General features: G+C 30.1%; 19 protein-coding genes and 1 pseudogene. 9 read left to right on the top strand and 11 right to left on the bottom strand.

Annotation, left to right across the window (positions count from 1 at the left end):
- Positions 1-302 precede the first annotated feature (302 nt).
- The 4 genes and pseudogenes from JMI89_RS01565 to JMI89_RS11990 all read right to left on the bottom strand — a co-directional run bounded on the left by JMI89_RS01565 (position 303) and on the right by JMI89_RS11990 (position 2,070).
- A complete protein-coding gene (locus JMI89_RS01565) occupies positions 303-860 on the bottom strand; it encodes a hypothetical protein (RefSeq protein WP_220679143.1) in 558 nt (185 codons plus the stop codon).
- Between the two features lie 3 nt (positions 861-863).
- Complete coding sequence (locus JMI89_RS01560) at positions 864-1,157, bottom strand: helix-turn-helix domain-containing protein (RefSeq protein WP_267333776.1); 294 nt, start codon at positions 1,155-1,157, stop codon at positions 864-866.
- A 369-nt stretch (positions 1,158-1,526) separates the two neighbouring features.
- Positions 1,527-1,754, bottom strand: coding sequence for a helix-turn-helix domain-containing protein (locus JMI89_RS01555; RefSeq protein WP_220679142.1), 228 nt, complete (start codon positions 1,752-1,754; stop codon positions 1,527-1,529).
- Positions 1,755-1,786: 32 nt separating this feature from the next.
- A pseudogene (locus JMI89_RS11990) lies at positions 1,787-2,070 on the bottom strand (helix-turn-helix domain-containing protein).
- Between the two features lie 106 nt (positions 2,071-2,176).
- On the opposite strand from JMI89_RS11990, the gene JMI89_RS01550 reads away from it, so the two are divergent.
- Positions 2,177-2,419: a helix-turn-helix transcriptional regulator gene (locus tag JMI89_RS01550; protein ID WP_220679141.1), complete on the top strand. Its 243-nt coding sequence runs from the start codon at positions 2,177-2,179 to the stop codon at positions 2,417-2,419.
- Positions 2,420-2,686: 267 nt separating this feature from the next.
- Here JMI89_RS01550 and JMI89_RS01545 read toward each other — a convergent pair whose 3' ends face one another.
- The 5 genes from JMI89_RS01545 to JMI89_RS01525 all read right to left on the bottom strand — a co-directional run bounded on the left by JMI89_RS01545 (position 2,687) and on the right by JMI89_RS01525 (position 8,412).
- Positions 2,687-4,543 (bottom strand): ATP-binding protein, encoded by a 1,857-nt coding sequence (locus JMI89_RS01545; RefSeq protein WP_220679140.1) that lies wholly within the window; start codon positions 4,541-4,543, stop codon positions 2,687-2,689.
- Positions 4,544-4,624: 81 nt separating this feature from the next.
- Positions 4,625-6,163 carry a DNA cytosine methyltransferase gene (locus tag JMI89_RS01540; protein WP_220679139.1) on the bottom strand — a complete coding sequence of 513 codons (1,539 nt, stop codon included), beginning with the start codon at positions 6,161-6,163 and terminating at the stop codon, positions 4,625-4,627.
- A 523-nt stretch (positions 6,164-6,686) separates the two neighbouring features.
- Positions 6,687-7,031, bottom strand: a complete 345-nt coding sequence (locus tag JMI89_RS01535) for a hypothetical protein (protein WP_187754923.1) — start codon at positions 7,029-7,031, stop codon at positions 6,687-6,689.
- Positions 7,016-7,810 carry a hypothetical protein gene (locus tag JMI89_RS01530; RefSeq protein WP_187754924.1) on the bottom strand — a complete coding sequence of 265 codons (795 nt, stop codon included), beginning with the start codon at positions 7,808-7,810 and terminating at the stop codon, positions 7,016-7,018. Before JMI89_RS01530 ends, JMI89_RS01535 begins: the two co-directional genes overlap by 16 nt.
- Positions 7,811-7,815: 5 nt before the next feature.
- Positions 7,816-8,412: a PAAR domain-containing protein gene (locus tag JMI89_RS01525; RefSeq protein WP_187754925.1), complete on the bottom strand. Its 597-nt coding sequence runs from the start codon at positions 8,410-8,412 to the stop codon at positions 7,816-7,818.
- A 1,461-nt stretch (positions 8,413-9,873) separates the two neighbouring features.
- Here JMI89_RS01525 and JMI89_RS01520 point away from each other — a divergent pair.
- On the top strand, positions 9,874-10,464 hold the full coding sequence (locus tag JMI89_RS01520) for a YdcF family protein (protein WP_220679138.1): 591 nt from the start codon (positions 9,874-9,876) through the stop codon (positions 10,462-10,464).
- Between the two features lie 160 nt (positions 10,465-10,624).
- Here the strand turns inward: JMI89_RS01520 and JMI89_RS01515 are convergent, their stop codons facing one another.
- Entirely contained in the window at positions 10,625-12,316 is a 1,692-nt protein-coding gene (locus tag JMI89_RS01515; protein WP_220679137.1) for a tetratricopeptide repeat protein, read from the bottom strand.
- A 501-nt stretch (positions 12,317-12,817) separates the two neighbouring features.
- Here JMI89_RS01515 and JMI89_RS01510 point away from each other — a divergent pair.
- Both JMI89_RS01510 and JMI89_RS01505 read left to right on the top strand, forming a co-directional pair.
- On the top strand, positions 12,818-13,210 hold the full coding sequence (locus JMI89_RS01510) for a SulA-like leucine-rich domain-containing protein (RefSeq protein WP_187754928.1): 393 nt from the start codon (positions 12,818-12,820) through the stop codon (positions 13,208-13,210).
- Positions 13,211-13,421: 211 nt separating this feature from the next.
- A complete protein-coding gene (locus tag JMI89_RS01505) occupies positions 13,422-13,646 on the top strand; it encodes an antitoxin VbhA family protein (protein ID WP_220679136.1) in 225 nt (74 codons plus the stop codon).
- 266 nt (positions 13,647-13,912) lie between these two features.
- Here JMI89_RS01505 and JMI89_RS01500 read toward each other — a convergent pair whose 3' ends face one another.
- On the bottom strand, positions 13,913-14,275 hold the full coding sequence (locus JMI89_RS01500) for a hypothetical protein (RefSeq protein ID WP_220679135.1): 363 nt from the start codon (positions 14,273-14,275) through the stop codon (positions 13,913-13,915).
- Positions 14,276-14,674: 399 nt separating this feature from the next.
- Between JMI89_RS01500 and JMI89_RS01495 the strand changes: the two genes are divergently transcribed.
- The 5 genes from JMI89_RS01495 (at position 14,675) to JMI89_RS01475 (ending at position 18,409) form a co-directional block, all read left to right on the top strand.
- Positions 14,675-15,376 (top strand): hypothetical protein, encoded by a 702-nt coding sequence (locus JMI89_RS01495; protein ID WP_220679134.1) that lies wholly within the window; start codon positions 14,675-14,677, stop codon positions 15,374-15,376.
- Positions 15,377-16,058: 682 nt separating this feature from the next.
- Positions 16,059-16,559, top strand: coding sequence for a hypothetical protein (locus JMI89_RS01490; RefSeq protein WP_187754932.1), 501 nt, complete (start codon positions 16,059-16,061; stop codon positions 16,557-16,559).
- A 773-nt stretch (positions 16,560-17,332) separates the two neighbouring features.
- Entirely contained in the window at positions 17,333-17,641 is a 309-nt protein-coding gene (locus tag JMI89_RS01485) for a phage holin family protein (RefSeq protein ID WP_187754937.1), read from the top strand.
- A complete protein-coding gene (locus JMI89_RS01480) occupies positions 17,641-18,066 on the top strand; it encodes a lysozyme (protein ID WP_187754935.1) in 426 nt (141 codons plus the stop codon). Before JMI89_RS01485 ends, JMI89_RS01480 begins: the two co-directional genes overlap by 1 nt.
- On the top strand, positions 18,059-18,409 hold the full coding sequence (locus JMI89_RS01475) for a hypothetical protein (RefSeq protein WP_220679133.1): 351 nt from the start codon (positions 18,059-18,061) through the stop codon (positions 18,407-18,409). Before JMI89_RS01480 ends, JMI89_RS01475 begins: the two co-directional genes overlap by 8 nt.
- Positions 18,410-18,607 lie beyond the last annotated feature (198 nt).

Here is an 18,607-nt window from a genome sequence, read left to right as displayed (position 1 = left end):
ACTTTACATCACAAAGATTCTTTCTCTGTTTTAATGATAAAAAATATTCTGATTATAATACTCAAGCATTAGTGACTGTACAAAGTAACTTGATGGGGTCTTATTTGGTTAATTATGAACTTTCAAGACAGAATCTAGATTGAGTTCATGCTTTTATCTCTCGCATAACGACAAAAATAAAGTCAGGCGCGCCTATAATCGTTCAACCTATTTAAAACAAGCGTAAAGAGCTGATGACTTGGTGAGGGAAACGGGTTTGTGAAAACTTAAGTGCTCTATCCTATTATAGCTTTTTTAAAATATTACAGTCTCACCTGCTCATTATCTAAGTAAGTATATTTAAATTTTTCACCATATAATGATTCATAATATATGATGTAGTTAAAGCTAATTCCTTTATGAAAAAGGTATGTTTGCGCAATAGCACATTTAGGTGCTCTATTTTTTATTTTTATCAATGCCAATTCTTCATTAATAGCCATTGTGTCACCATTTCTTGGTGTCAAAATATAAAAACAACTTTCATCCAAACCGAGCTTTTGGATAGCCAGATAAAATTTAACCTCTGAATCTCCAATAATCTCCTTACCATTAACAAAAACCTCTAAATCCTTAATTATTGCAGTCCCTAACCCATTATTAATTATATATACACCAAATAACTCTTCATCCCTATTATCCGAAAAATATGAATTGATATGAGGAATAACAGAAAGGCGGTTATGTTCTCTTGTCAATGAGTTTTGTTGAAAAGTAAAGTATACGGCTATAATAGAAATCATAACGGAAAATATAGAAAGATAAGTCCCTAAATTTTTATTTGATATATTTTTCGCATTCTTTTTTTTCTGTTGAGACATAAATTAATTCTGTTTAATTAATGAATTGTTATTTTCATATTTCAAAATCATTTCAGCCAATTTATCATCTTCCGCGTACAAATAAGCTAGTGGTATATCTAAAGCTTCAGCTAATCTTCCGGCAGTATCTAAACTTGCTTCATGAACCCCTTGTTCGTACCTATTAATACGAGTACTTGCGACAAATTCATCAATTCCAGCTAATTTACCTAGTTCTTTTTGCGATAAACCACGCTCAAGTCTGATATGCTTCAATCTTAAGCAAAATATAGAACGATATTTGTTTTTATTCTTTATACAGCCTTCTGAGATGAATTGCCTAAGGTTACAATAATCGTAGATCTTACATATATCTGATACTACGTATAACGTAATTTAAAAGTACCAATAGTTGGGTGAAATAACAGCAAGGATTGCAAATAAAAACATTAATAAGTTTTCAAACTCTTCTAGCCAATCATCTGGCATAACGTACATCTCATTATACTCAGCAGCAAAATGAATAATATGTGAATATTTACTAAGTGCTTTATTGTTATACGGCAACGTAGCAAACATATCCCGACAAATATAGGCTCCATAAAGAGGAAGATGTTGTAAAACAGAGCGATTAAAGTTATCTAAAGCTTCATCATCACAGGCTGATGAGCATATGTACCCGCCATTTTATTTAATCTTTTTAATTACAGCTTCAGGATTGAGTGAAAGTAATCGAGCAATATGCACAAACTCCACCACATCTAAACGGCGTTCTCCACTTTCAACCTTGGCAATAAAAGATTGTGGCCGATTTAATGCTTGTGCTAGTTTTTCTTGGGTTATGTTTTGCTTAATTCTTGCTTCTTTCAGTGTATGAATTACAAATTGATACTTTTCCGAGTAGATGGATGCCATAGATTTTCTCAGTGATTTTTATTTATCAATTATCATCCAATTTTCGGATTATCCCAAAACGGATTTTTATTTATGATTGGCTTCTTATTTTTATAAATATTATCTAAAATTTGATTAGTGTTTAAACCTAATAATCTTGAGATTAGAACAAACTCAACAACGTCTAGATTTCTTTCCCCATTTCGATTTTTGCAACAAAAGATTGGCAACGATTTAATGCTTAGGCTAATTGTCTTTGAGTAATTCCCTTAGCTGTACGCGATTCTCGTAATGTTTTAATTAGATATTGATATTGTTCAGAATAAATAGACGTCATAATTACGTTTCTAAATAAATTCTAAAATCGAATATCTATCATTTACTTAATTATCCCCAAATAGGATCATTAAGGTTGTTTAATGAAAATAGTTAGGTAGATACTTATGATGAAACAAGACTGGCATCCTGCCGATATTATTGCTGCATTGAAAAAGAAAGGAACAACGCTATCTGCGTTATCTAGACAATCTGGCTATGCACCTTCAACGCTCTCTAACGCACTTGTTCGCCCATGGACAAAAGGCGAGCTGATTATTGCCAATGCATTAGGTGTAGAGGCTAAACGGATTTGGTCCTCTCGTTATAGAAAGAAAATTTGGGTATTGCGAATTAAAAAATGTGAATAGAAACAATATCTATTGCGGACAATACTAAAAAGTCGGACTCAATAAAATGCACGGCTCACGGCACGCTTACACTTTACACGATAAAAAACGTTTACTGGTTGGAAATCACCGAGAACAGGAAATTAACTAGTAAAGAGCTAATGCCTAGCAATAAAACAAGATCAACAGTCTCGGTAAATAATTAGCAGAAAATTGAGGCATTAGCGGCTTCTGAAAATCAAAAAATCCTTTAACGTGTTAATATATTATATCAATATTAACAAAGAATTAACTTATATTTAATTCTTTGTATTTATCTATGAATTCTTTATGATAAACTTTAGATTGTTGTAATAACTCTTCATAAGTTTTTGCAAAAACATCACCTGATTTCCGATATGTTTCTAATTTATTTTTTGTTTTCCAATCCGTTTTTTTCGCCCCACCGATAACATAGCATACAACATTTGAAATAGATGTATCTGTTGAATAATATTCTTTGATAAAAGCCTGATATTCATACGCCTGTTCTAATGCTTTCTCATCTATTTCATAACGGCTACGTTTTATTTCAACGATATACAATACCTGACCTAATAAATTAGAACATAGAAAATCTATTCTCCTATTTTTTTCATCTAAAGTACCATCTGGATAGTTTTCTTTCAATATTTGTGAATAACGAACTTCATCTTGAAATTCTAAAATTCTGGGATCTATTAGCCAAGGAAAATCTTTAAGAAAATTGTGTAATGTGGGTACTTCTTTCGTATCATTAATAATACAATTTTCGAATTGGTTTATAACTTGTATTCTTGTTTCTGCAAGGGCTGCGTACTGTTTAGCTTCTACAATTCGCCAATCAGTTAATAAACGGATTAACTCAGTTTTATGACTATCATTAATATCTAATTGAACAATTTCATTAGCATATTCTTTAAAATCTTTATTATCAAATTTAGCAATAACATTTTTTACAACATTCTCAACTATATCATTATCGATATTTGGTGCTGACAATATTGGAGTTAAGATTTTTTGGCCTAATTCTTTTTCATACTTAGGTAGATCATTATAAAATTTATCAACGTCAATATTCTTTGATTTTAGTTCATTAGATTTTATCTGTGACCGTTTTTTTTTCCATTCTGCACCAACTTTTTTTATTATATCTTGTAAATATACTCTTAATTCTTTAGTAAGATCATTTTCCCAATTTAAAGAGTGTCTATCCGTTGAAATCAGATCTATATGCTCTTCATCAATAAAATCAATTGACAAATATCCCGTTACATAACTATGAAATTGATCATTATCACGTGCTCCATAAAAATCAGCCTGATTTACAATTTTTCCTCTCGAAGTCAAATAAATGCCACGCATATCTGGTGATTTAATTGGTGTTTTAGATGTAATGATTTTACCTACAATATTATTTTTATTAATATAATCTGTTTTTGTTAGATTTTGTTCTGGAAAAATCCACTCAAATTGGGTTTCTAAATCTTCAAATTTTGATTCATTTGTAATAACGAGAGGTTTTGATAATGAAGAATTTTTCAAAGAAACTTTAATTTTATCAAAAATAATAAATTTTTTTGCGAGGCTTGAAGATATATCATTTATATCAAAGGATGATTTTCTGCGAATATTTTCCAATATAATTTTGGTGTAATTAGGAACCGTAACAGGATCGTTTATAAAGTTTATAACAGGATTATATTTACCATCTTTTGAACTCAAAATTAAATTTAAATCCATTGTAAAGCTGTTTTTAAAACCATTTTTTACAGATTCAACAGTAACTATATCACTAATACCAAAAACGGATAATTTACCTAATCCTTTCTTACCAATTGGTTTTCGTCCTTTTGGTGAAATATCAGAATCATGTCGACGATTTCGGCCTATAACTAAATATTTAGTGTTAAGTTCATCAAAAGTCATTCCATGTCCATCATCTATATAAATAATTGTTTTATGTGAACCATCATCCTGAAATTCAATTGAAACATTTTCAGCATCAGCATCCCATGAATTAGAAATTAACTCAGATAAAACGCTTGGTAATTGAGAATAGAGAGAGACTCCCAAATGTTGAATTGTATTTGGGTCAAAACTTAGTTCTAATTTTCTATTGGACATTATTTTAATTCCTTATGCAAATAACCCTAAAATGTGAAGTAAAATAAAATATTATAGTTCTAAAAAATTATTTAGATAAAGTCATGATAATAATTTCAAAACAATTTCTGCAATCTGTTTAGCCAAAAAAGGAGGAACCGCATTACCTACCTGAATATATTGCTGAGTTCTATTTCCTTCAAAATAATAATTATCAGGGAAAGTCTGTAAACGTGCAGCTTCACGAACTGTTAAACTACGGCATTGTGTTGGATCATAGTGAATAAAATAGTGACCATCTTTAGAAATATGACTGGTTATAGTTGTCGCAAAATTATTTGCTGATTGAACGCGGAATCTATCTGCATATATACCAGTTTGCCAGTTTGCATGCATAGGGGCAAGTTCCGCTGGAAAATCTCTAGATTTCGGTGAAGTACCATAATTGAGTAACGCGTGAATCGAACAAAAAGCGTAACGCAACAGGTCTAATTCAATATGTCCTCTTGTTTCATGATTTAGTACACACTGTAGTTTTTTGTCTAACAACCAGCTTTTAATTGGTTCTTCTATTAACGTTATCTTTTCACAATCATATTGGCTACTTTGCCGCGGAAGTTTTCTTCGCGGTTCAAGTTTAAGTGACTCTAATACATTTTTGTCATATTTTTTTTCCAATAGTTTTTTTAACTGGGCTATATGACAGGAAACGGTTTTAGCCCATAACTCTTCAGTATCCTTTTGTTTAGAAAGACCACTTCTTAATGGAGGTAAATCATCAATGATACTTTTCACTGTTACAGGATAATGTTCAGAACGAGTTAATATATCAGGTATTGCTTTTATATCGTTTCTGACACCTAATAAAATGACTCTATGTCTTGCTTGGGGAATATCATAAAGCTCAGAACGAATTAAAAAATCAGAAAGATTATCATATTCAGGATTAAAAGGATCGTTGGTTTTAGTGACCAGTGAATAAATTCTATAACCTAGCATATCAGGTGTATTAGTTGCAGCACTAGGATTTCTTAAGTCTTTCAGTATTTCAGGAAATATTAGCGTATCTTTTACTTTAGCCGATAAAATTCCCCTAACGTTTTCCATTACAAACACTTCTGGTTTGACAATCGCCAATACTTTTAAGTACTCTTTGTATAAGAAATGACGGTGATCGTCTTCTGCTTTGTAATCCTTATTGCCTGCATTACGAGAGCGTCCGGCTAAAGAATAGGCTTGACAAGGGGGCCCTCCAATTACAATTGTAGGCCCTTTATGACGGGCAACTACCTCTTTTATTTTTGCATGAATAAGCTGGTTATTTTCACCTAAAGTTTGTGGTGCATACAATGTTTCTTCTAAAGCTTGATTAAATTCATTAGGATATTTTTGAATTAGTTGTTCTTTAGTAATTTTATTTTGTACATAATTATAATAATCTTTAAGAGATTGGTGGTGATTAGATAATTGACGAAATAGCGCTCTAGTGATTAGAGTTTTATGTGCTGCTGGGTCTTTTTCTACCGAAACGCCTATTTTAAACGCTTTTCTACCATCGTATTGAGTACACGAACTAAAACCTTCACCCAATCCTCCTGGACCTGCAAATAGATCAATAACTAATATTTCTTTATTACTCATTATGATATAAATTTTACTATTTAACATTATGCATAAGGATATGATACTAGCATGACTTCATAGAGCAGTTAATTATTATTTTCTCCAATTAGCTGGCTTTTTTTTAACAAAAAAATTCAAGGTCAAAATAGCTTACCTAGATAAAAAAGATAAATTATAGTGACTTACTCATCTATGATAAAACGATGTATAGTAAAAACAACTCATTTCCCTAATTTATTCCTAAATTGGAACATAAAAACTTAAATATTTTTATTCAATTAATCAATTTATTATAAAATAATTTAACTGCCTCCAGCTTATTAAAGTCCGTAATTCATTGAAAAAATAATGCAAGAATTATTTATTTTTTGTTTTGAGTTTCAGATAGTTAAATAAAATGGATACCATTTAATTGGTATTGTATTATCAATAATAGACGTATATATTCATGCTGTGAATTAATGGTGCACTTAATATTTAGGACATTAAATAAAATTCTTTTAAACTTAACGAGTTTTATTCAAACAAGGAATTGAAGAAATCATAATAAATTTTTTAATGTTTTCCATTCATGTTTAAATTTATACTTAAAAAAGATAGAGAGTAGATACATTTTAGCTTTATTAATCGGATCATTTTCGTTTTTTTTGATGTTACAAATTTTATTAATCAATATATCTGTATCAAAAAACCAACAAACGGGTGGAACTGGGACCACAGTATTATAATAGCAAGCAGGTGCCACATAATTAAATAAAACATATTCAACATGGGATGTAGGAAATAATTTTGCAATGGAAGCTATATAGCTATAATCTATCCTTTTATCCACAAATAGATCAGAAAGAGCAATGTAAAGTTTTTCTTCATTTAAAATATATTCCATTTAGTAAATTCCTCTATTTCATCATCAAGGCTATCAGCAACAGCGGAACCAATCATAGAACCACCAATACTACCAATAAAGACAACAGCTAATGCACATAATGGAGCTCCAGGACCACATATTGATGATACGCCTAATGCGGCAAGCCAGCCCCCAGCAAAAGCTCCTCCGATTCCAAGACCTTGCTTTATAGTTTCTTTGGTTTTATTTTGGGCATTAAGTATCTCATAGGTGGCAAGGGATGCAGTCACTAAAATACCGACTTTACCTAAAACATTTAATCGCTTCACTTTTGTGCTAAAATTTATATTATTCCGACCGGAAGATTCAATTAATTCATAATAAATAGTATTTTTCTGTAATCTTGTAAGATCTTGGAAATTCACTTTAAACTTTCTTTGCGCATATTCATCTAATAAATTATTTAAAACTGGGGGGGCTTTCTTATATTTTTCAGCTATTGCCACTCCATGAGTTGATGTGAATTTTCTATGTTCCGCCATAATTTGATTTCTCATTTTATAACAAAATTCTGCACCATCTTTTACCGTTAATTGTTTAGAGTTAACTAATTCTCTGACTTCTTGTGACATTCTTCTAATGTTATTCACATAATTTTGCCTTACTTGTGAATCGCTGATCGCATCTTTTGAGAATTTCATTGCAGTATTGTTTAGTGCAGAAATCGCGTTATCTAATATCTGATCTTGCTCATCGATTAAATGTTCTTTTCCTACAGGGTATTGGCCTGGTATTTCTGTATATAATTGTATAACCATAAAAATTAACCTAATATGTTTTTTAATAAAGTTTCTGTTATGCTTGATGTAATATTATCATTTTCCAAGTATTTTAAATTCTCAATTTTTATTTTTGCATTATCACATTCTGTATCAATCGGGATCCTTGCTTTATTATTTTTATCGAAGCAGCCTTTTAATAATTGACCATTATCTAGAGTAATAACAAAGCTCAGACCTGAGTAATCTTTGTCTAAAGGAAGTTGGAAACCAATCCATTTATCCGATACATTTTTGTTAAATGGCTGTTTATTTTCGACGAATGATGATTGATATAAATTTGGTTGGTTGTTGCTTAAGGTGTCAATAAACATGGTGCTTTTAGTGGCAATAATTCTATGACTCCCAATGGGAGAGCATTTACAAGCAATGATGCATCCATCGTAAGCAGCAGGTTTACCATCAATGATAATATTTTTAGTTCCTTCAATAATTTTGCCGGAGCTTTTACACTTCGGGCAGGTTGCTATATCACCTAATAGCGCTATCCCGTTAGTACCACAAAAACTACTTCCAGAGGCTGTAATAATACGACCACCAGTATTTGTTTCATCATCAATGACTGCTATTCGTTTTGTCATTCATTAATTTTCCTATGCAGTATTGTATTTTTTTAATTTTATTATAAACGAAACAGAGTAAAAATAGTATTAAGTAGATCTCAATTTAAAATCTTCATAACAATAAAAGTTAGACATTACAGATTTGATTTTAACCCCCTAATTTAAATTAGGAGGCTAAAAGGGATTGTAATGGTTATTAAGTTTAATGAGCATACTGAGTAACAATATAAGATTCATTATTAACAATGAACCCCTCTATCTTCAAACTGCAAATACCGAGTTAAAGCGCTTCAACGATGATGCTCAATTAGCGGTGCATGGCTTAATGATCTATCACTAGTAACACAATGAAGGGAGTCAAATTTAATCTTGATGTGATTAAAACGACACTCACGCATAATCATAAAAACGAAGTAAGACGAACTTTAACGTACATCATATCTTGAAAAGCGAAAGGAATGAATAAGTTGGTAGGAAAAACTGATTTATTAAAGAGATCATTAAAATAAAAAGAGGTATAAACCCCGTTAGTTATTTTATCTCTAGTTCAGTATAAACATTCTAAAGAAGATCTTTATATATTAAGTAAATACATAAGCTTAAAAAAATAGTTATTTTAATTTCCGCAAATTAACTTTTATTTGTTAATCATTTTGCATAAGTGTATTACTAACTATTTTGAACTCTTATTTAACAGACCAATCTAATTTAGTGCGAGAATATAGATACTTATAAGTTTATATTTTGCTCCTTAGCATATAATGATTTCAATATTAATTATGTTATTTTTTCTCGTTTATTTTTAAATATCGAGCACTTTGATTCCACTCATTTAGAATAATTTCATCATCATTACCGTGAAAATAAGCCAGCCACAGTTACTCAGAGAATTAACAGAAAAGAAATCAGTAAATCCTTAGATTACTAAAAAAGGTAGGCAATACGTTTATCAATATTATGGTAGTAGCGTATATTTAACTTGTTGATACTAGTTATTAATAAGTAAAAATACTGGGTATATGTCGTATTTTTCAACTAAAAAATCAGTATTATTTCACTATTTTGGAAAAATAGTATATGTAAAAGCACCTTCTATTAAAGCATTAATTATTCAATTTAGAGAAAATATTAGTGAACTCAATCACTTTACCGAAAAACACGGAATTTATATTGATAAGATTTATTTGAATAATAAATTACTTGAACGAAAAATATATTACCGCTGATCTGGTTAAAACGGATATTTCGCTGAATGATGGCATCGTAGATACATTTTCATTTATACAGCCAAGGGAAAGCAATTATGAACAAGGTAAAACGGCGAAGGTTTGGGTAATTATCGCCAAGAATTGTTTATGATTATTAGGTTGTTAGTTAACAAATTTTTATGCTGATTTGTTATGGGTTATACTATAATTATGATATAAGGTATAGCAAAAGATCATGGTTAGACATAGTTATAAAGAGGGATTTTGGTAAATGAAAATTTTAAAATTAATCAAAAATTGTTTAATCATGCTTTTAGCCTATTTAATAATATGTAACTTTGTAATCTATCTCTATGCCCAGCAACAGCCTATCGATAATGCTGATACGGTGGTTGTATTAGGGGCAAAAGTTATTGGAACGCCTGCGCGACCTCATCCGACGTTGAAAAAACGTTTAGATATTGCCGTAACTTATTTACAAAATAATCCACAATCAAACGTTGTAGTGTGTGGTGGACAAGGTAAAGATGAATCGGCTACTGAAGCAAGTGTAATGGCTGATTATTTAAAGAAACACGGTATTGATTCCTCAAGAATTTATATTGAAGATCAATCGGCTCGTACGGCTCAACAATTTATCTATGCTAATAATATTTTACCTTTAGGTCGTACAGTAGTGATAACTAGCGATTTTCACCTGTTACGTTCAATAATGTTGGCCAAACGTTCAGGAATTGATAAGGTGTCAGGTTTATCTGCACCATTAGATCTTGCCAATCGCGACAAATACAGAGCACTATTAAGAGAGCCATTAGCTTTAATAAATTCTTGGTTATTTGATCATCCCAAAAGCGACAATTAAGTGAAAATTAAAATGGCTAATGATATCAATTAGAACAGCTTTTCAAATTTTTATAATGCTATTGTTTTTGTGAACACAATGAGTTACTGCTATATAAACAGTATTTGAGCGTGCTCCTTTTATCGTTTTAAGTTAATGGAATAGTATATTTTTCAATTAGTTATCCGCTAAAATTGATCAAGGGACGATAAATCATTAGCTCAATTCCTGCGTCAAAATGTCCTTGGTCCTTGGCTTTTTTTAAGTAATTTTCCCCAATCTTGTAAAGTTGGGTATATTTAATTAAGTTTGTGCCCATTTGATATTGGGCTTCCATATCGCCATTATCGGCATTTTCTTGTAAATGTGGGATGGAATTTATTTTTGTAAATGCTTGGCAGTAATCTGGCGTCTCTTTTATTGGATTATCTGTACAATATCGGTTATACCAATATGCGGCTTTTGAATAATTTTTTTCGCTGAATCTACCCCATTTATAGTGTTCTGCAATCTCATATTGTCTCTCTTTATGACCATCTGTTGCTGAGGCTTCAAGCCAAAATAAAGCATTTTGCTCATCTTCTGGGTCATAACGTAATTGACTAATTTTCTGATAATTTAAATAGATCGCATATTTTATGTCGACATCATCAAAATAGCTTAAATATTTAATATAACACAGATTAATTCTATTATAATTCATAATATTATTCTCTATATAGGTATAACCATATCGATAAATCTTACTGTATAATTCAGCCATTTTTAGTAATAATTTGGGATCTTTATTGGTAGCATAGGAATAATAATTGATGGCATTAATATATTTATGCTCATTTTCATACCATTTGCCAATAGCGACAGCGGTATTAAAGTCAGGATTTTTTTTATCAAATTTTTGTAATAAGGTATATATTTCTTGTTGTGTTGGTTTCTGCTTGAGATGATCAGCATAGACAATACAAGCTTCTGAAGATGTAATAATACAAGCTTTATTAAAATAGGTGAGTGATTGATTAATTGCCGTATCACTATAATAATAACTCAAATATAATAAAGTTGGCACATCATTAAGATTGGCCATTTTTACGATCAGTTCAATTATGTTATCATCATTGGCCGAGTCAGAGCGTTGCTCTGATGGTGTAAGATGATTATTTTCGTCTATACTGAAATATAATTTTTCAATAGTTTCTTCTATTTTAGCCAACGCAATGAAATATAATACTTCTTGAGAATCTATATCCATTATTTGTTCAAATAATTTTCTAGCTTTTTCTAATCGGCTATCAGTATAAACAAGATTATTGAGATACAATTGACCCATTAAAAACATTGCATAATGATTGGTATCTAAACTATGCTTTTCCAAATAGGTAATTAAGTTCCTAAAGTGAGAGGTAGGAATTCTTTCGACTTTACCTTGTTTTACTAATTCTGAGATAGAATCAAGATCGCCATTAATAATTGCCATTGTATATAAAGTGATCGCTTTTTCATGCAATTTATGTGTTATATATTGTATTGTATTTTCGCTTGGTGCTTGGCATTCTATATTTTCAATGTCATTTAAATAAGATTGTTCATTTATAATTGTTTTAATATTGTTAATTTCATCATTCAAAAGGAGCTTATAAAGTTTTTGTAATTGATAGCAATCTATTTTTTGAATCTCATCTGCTAAATCAATATAAATGGATGCCAATTGCTTGATTGACGGTATGATAGTAAGATCTTTTTGAGTAAGCTCATTGATATATTTTTTTTCAGTTTTATTTTCTAAACTTTCAATTACAGTATTGATGTTATTAAATGAAAAAACAGATGATGAAAAAACAGTCAAAACCAAAAGCAATATTATTTTTTTTAACATTCGGAATAACCTTAATTGATAGTGTAATAATAGGCATCAAGTTAATTATTAAAGGTTTTGATAACAGATTATACTTAGTGTTCAATACTATTTTAAGACATATTAAAATAATTTTGCCTAAAAAAAACATAATAGGCGAAAAAAATTCTCCTTTATAAGTCTATCCAAAAATATTTTTTTATATCAAATTGCTTATTAACACTTTTGCAAAATGGATAGATTAATTTATAACTTTGAAAGTTTCTGGTAGTTTTTTAAAGGGTATTTTAATAATTCTATGTCATAAAATGAGTCAATATCAAGTTTTGTAATGGGCTGAATCGTTATAATAAATCAATCAATAGGCATGGAGTTCATTTTTTAAAGTCTTTGTGTTTTGAGTATTTTATTTCATATTCAATAATCTAAAAATTTAATCTCTTAAAATTTCTCTTTAAAGTTTACAATATTAAAGTACTGTATTAATATATAGCTGTATATTTTTACAGTGTTGAGGCTATTATGTTTATTGAACTCACTACACCACAACTAATGATTGTTAATTTTGAGACACCTTTTCAACAGCTTTTACAGCAACAGCGTCCTTTATTACGGAAATTTAATAAAGCAAAAAAATGGCAACTATGGTTATCTGATAGGCCTATGTTAAAACGTTCATGGATTCATTTTGCGGGTTTGGATAAGCAAAAAGTTATTCATTTGGCTAATTTAAAGCATGAAAACTTAATATCAACCATTGAAAAAGCTTTGCAAAGTAAAAATTGTAGTTATGTGGTTGCATGTATTAATTTTCTTAACGAGCAAGATAGACTGCGTTTGCAACGTGCCCTGTTATTAAGTGATACTTGTCTATTTTTGGTTCATGATGATACCCAGAATATTCAATATCATTAATAATGTGTAATTTGTAGCAAAGATTAAATAGGATGATTATTTATAATCATCCTAAGTTTTGTTCTTTGAGAATTAAAAAATGTAACAGGATCTAAACCTTAAGAGGTTAATGATCATATAATATGATATGATCATTCGCCTATTGACAATTAATGACTATCATGATAAATAGTACTTAATGTATTTCACATTCTGGAGCTGCGAGAAAATAATGACTTATGGTAAACATAAAATTTCTGTGCAAGAACGAGAAAAAAGAAAACACGATATCGAACAAGCTCTGGCTATTATCAGCTTAGAAGGTCAGTATCCGGGTATTAATGTAATTTCAACTTATGATGATTACATAAACGGGGAGCTTACTTGGGAAGAATGCAGTGCTTTAATTCCTCTAGCTGCAATAAAGGATTTACGAATACAGCATCATGCAAGCTAAATTAAATCACTCTAACTATGTTCGCTAATATAATCGAAAATGAAACCTTGACCATATAATTTACGAATGAATACAATGTATTTTCACTTCAAGGTGTATTGTAGAAAAATCAATCACATCTGTTACAAATTATTCATATAGAGCTAAGGTTGAAATATAAGGGTTGATATCCTATACATTAGGAATGATATCAATAATGAATGCAAATATATTTATTACGGCGATCCTTTACCTTTCATCTGTTGATAAAATCATATGATCATCTCCTAATCGAATCGTATCCTTAGATATATAAGGTGAAGGTGTGAATAGGTGATTTGTGCGTCAAGGTCTTTAGCATTTTTAAACGCCATATGATCAAATCTACTTAGTCCGACTTCTGCTGTACGGACTATTTTTGCCAACTTAACAACGTTTAAGCGGTGACTAATTTTTAATACCAGCACATAGTTGTGGTGCAGTATTTTGGTTTGCATGCTATCAGGGATTTTTAATGTGAATCTATCAAAAACAATAATCTTTTCCGAATGACTGTCAAAAGTAGTTAATTTATCACGACGATCTGCATCATTAAAGGTTTGAGTATGGCCGTTTTGACAATATTGTTCTAAACCCTGTTCACGAGTCACACTATGATGAAAAATCAACTATACGACCGACACCAACAATATCAATTATATTTAATTACATCGGCTCCAATACATATAACTCTACTAATGAAATTTTTCTCACTTAGCAAGCTTGGCTTGTTTAGTTAGGTAATCTAATATTAATTTGTATTTAGCTCATGGCAAGTCATACTTTTGCGCTTTTCGTTAATAAAATGGTTCGTTTAATATATGCAATAGCCAGTCGTCGTATATTTTAGTGGCATAACAAGGTGTCATGTTACTAAGAATAAATATACTTATTTATCACTGATCTTTATCGATTTAACTTATATGACTAAACAAAACTAAACTAAATGATTTATGATATGCTTCAATAGGTATAATTTTATTGTCTTTAAACTCAACAATTTTCTTGCTATGAAATATTTCTCACTTATATTGATTATTTTAATATTAAATAGCGAATTTACGCATTCAGTATTAGCGAATGAATTTAAATCACTTAGTCCCGATAATACTAGCCAAGAGGATATGTTGATAAAAGCAAAACGAAAAATATCAACTTCAGCAATCAAAGACATTGAACCGACAATCAAAGATTGGCTTGAATTTTATAACTTGGATATTTCAACCTTTTATCTTGGAGAGAATTATCAATATGAGAATACAGTGGTTGATGAGGGAATCTATTTTAGAGAATTTGATCCAGAGACTGACGATGTTTATATTCCACAAATGTTTGATTATTCACCTAGCCAGCAAAAATATATAGACTTCCAAGAAGTTTATAAAAAGGGAAATGATTATTTTTGGGCTGGGAGAGATGATTGCCAAGAAATTTATTTAGTTGATCGAAAACTGAAAACGCACAAGCTTATAAATTGGTTTGGAACCATGCAACTTTTAGAGGCAGTATTTTGGCAAAATGAGAATAGTTTTATTATACTTGGCATTTATGAATCTAGTAATGTAGATAGTTATTTTATTGAGAAAGTTACCTTAGGTCAGAATATCAATATGGTTGAAAAATACTATCACGAGACCAATCACGAACATTTTAATACTGGGTATTTCATTAAATTTCTCAAATCTAAGGGCGTGATAATCGAATACGAATAAATCATTGCTTATATGAAGCTATTCATGTCTATTATGGCTAATAATTAAATAATAAATTAGCTTTAATTATATTTAGTCGTAATATTGCGTTGTCTTATTTAAATCCATCATTCATTGTTAATACGTCAATTTATCCATGTCTCTTAACACTCAAATGGCAAAGTGCTAATTCAGACTTTGCTAAGCTTATACCCTAATATTTTATTATTACGATAGATATCCTGTCATTGGTTACTCTGCAAATTACCCTAGAGCTAGGCTCTGAGGCTTTTAATCTATACTAAATAAGATATTTTTATTATTACCTTGTTGGTTGGATGATTTAATAGTACGGCAATAAATGCTTTGTAAGCAGTGTTTTTTTATAAGTTTTTTTCAGTTAAATTGAGATGTTTAAAGTAGATAAAAAAAGAGTAATGTTGAATATATCAAGATAAATAATACGATATACTTTTTTTAAGTTAATTTTTTTGTCACGATAAGGAAAAAAATCTTCGATTAAATTTTAACGGTTATCATGTCTGTTTGATAGTATTATTTTCATAAAATCAATAAATTATAAGTAATGTTAAATTTTCAAAATTAATCCATTTATCACCTTTTTAAAATAAAATTTTTATGTAACAATAACTGTATAAATACACAGTATTTATGTAAGGAATATTTTTATAGGAGATAAATAATGAAATTGCTCACTCAGACTGAATTTGAAATAATTAATAACTCGAGTCTACTCAAATACCTTCAACAACAAGAACGATTATTTGAAAAATTTGAACAAGATAACTTATTAACTAAAGCTATAGAGATGCTAAAAATGTGGGGCATTTGTAACGCTTATTCCAGTCGCAGTGGTTTTAAATCGATCAATTCTATGTTTAGAGATTTATATCCAAAAAAAACACTGATATTTGTTGAGAATGAAATTGAATTCATTGATCAATGTATGTTAGAAGCTAAAAATTCTAAACAGAAAAGTTTGAGAGAACAGCAAAAAATCGCTGAATATTATTATAAAGGTATCGATTTAGTGATTGATGGCAAAGACTGGAGTCAGCGATTAACATTATGTGAAATCGCGGAAGTGTTAGAACAATCAAAAAGCACTATTCATCGTAAACTTAGAGCATTTGATAGCTTTATTGTTAGTAAATTAGCGAATTTTGATAATTTAGATAAATAATTTGTAATACTATTGACGTGGGAAAAAAATTTAGTTAATATAGGTAACATCTACTAATTTAATCTAAACACTCTCAGAAAGTATTTTCATTTATCAGCTACCTAACATTTTTTGCATAGCAAAGATTTTATTCGATTTTCGCAAATTTTAATTTAGTAATTTCTCTATCAAATTAGATCTATTAATTTATTTAAATAGCATAACTGTACATCTCAAATATTTTATCTTATTTTTACGATTTATTAATCAAGTCAAAAAAATTTACATAAGCCTGACAAAAATTGTCGGGCTTTTTTTATGACTAAAAACGGATAGTTAATATTGTAAATTTGATTTATACCATAATAAACAATTTAAAATACTTAAAATAAGCATGTTTGAAAAGTAGCTGTCAACTAAAGTGTCTATTTGAGGCGGTTATAAAATAATAGAATATCTCAACCATTTTGATTAAACATACAAGGAAATAGCAATGATCGTTAATATTTTAGGTTTTTTATGTTGATAACTTAATATGTTATCCATTTATCATCAATAAATTATTCATTTAATATTTACATTTGCTTTAAAGACATAAAACATCGTCTGCTAAAGATAATATTTTAATAGAGCAAGCAAAGCATATTTCAAAATTAACATGACAAATGATAAATCATTTTTTGCTAATGCTACTGCCTTTAAATTCATAATAAAACAAAATACTCAATTAATTTCATATTAGAACACAAGCATTTCTTTATCTTTCATTTATACAGATTTATTCAGGTGAAATCATGCCAATCAAAGATCCCGACAACATCAACTGGGTTGTTGTTGTTTATTTATTTATTGTGACCTTACTTGGTTCTTTAGCAAGTTACTGTTATCGCCTTTTGAACGGCGATACATTCCAATTATGGTCATTAATCGCGCAAATTTTCATTTCTATTTTTTCCGGTTTACTTATCGTGTTTATTGCCAGCTATTTTAATTGGGAATTTGAATTTGCCGGCGGTGTTGCTGGTTTAGCCGGCTGGTCAGGCGCAAGCTTAATAAAAACGCTGGAAGAACGTTTGATCAAAAAAGCAAAAGGAAGTGAGTAATGATTATCAGCGAAAAAGGCTTAGAACTCATCAAAAGCTTTGAATCATTAGAGCTGAAAGCTTATTTATGTTCGGCTAAAAAATGGACTATCGGTTATGGTCACACTAGGGGCGTCAAACAGAATGATAGGATCAGCCATGAACAAGCTAATTGTTTTTTAATGCAAGATTTATATCAAGTGGAACGCTCAATCAATCGACTAGTCAAAGTTAAACTTAATCAAAATCAATTCGATGCATTATGTTCACTGGTTTTTAATATTGGCGTAGCAGCATTTAATCAATCAACGTTGTTAGCCAAACTTAATGCTGGCGATTATGTGGGAGCAGCAGAACAATTTAAGCGCTGGAATAGGGCAGGCAATATTATATTAGCAGGCTTAATTCGACGCCGACAAGCTGAAGAAGATTTATTCAATGAATAATAAACAGATTGTTATTAGCGCAGCAATTTGCTTAATGCTAAGTTATATTGCCTATAATAGTTGGCAAGATGAAAGAGCAGCGAATAAAAGAGTCACTGAACTATCAAATCAAATTACACAGCTTGAACAACAAGCAATGATTAGCAATCAAATTATAGCTAACAATGAGCTGGCTAAACGTGAACTTGAAAATCATTCATTAGCGATACAGGAACAAATTAATGAACTACTCAAGAATAATGATTGTGCTGGTCAGTTGGTGCCTGATGGTATTGCAAACCGCTTGTACCAGCGAGCGAAAAGTTTACGTCAATCGGCCGATACCAGAGAGCCTTTTAACTGACTGTTTGCCAAACATACCATCAAAAATGATGACTTTTGGTGATAGTGTTAACTATAACGAACATTTGCTCAATGTAATTGAAAAATGTAATGAGGATAAACACGCCATAAAAAAAATCATTAATCGTCAATAGCTAATTTTATAGCATAACTGCCTTAATATCCTGATTAATTTTGATTTGCAAACTGAGAAAATTGT

This window comes from Frischella sp. Ac48, from assembly GCF_019641635.1.
Classification (GTDB): domain Bacteria; phylum Pseudomonadota; class Gammaproteobacteria; order Enterobacterales; family Orbaceae; genus Frischella; species Frischella japonica.
The sequence above is the reverse complement of the archived record's forward strand: the minus strand, read 5'-3'. Positions and strand labels throughout refer to the sequence as shown.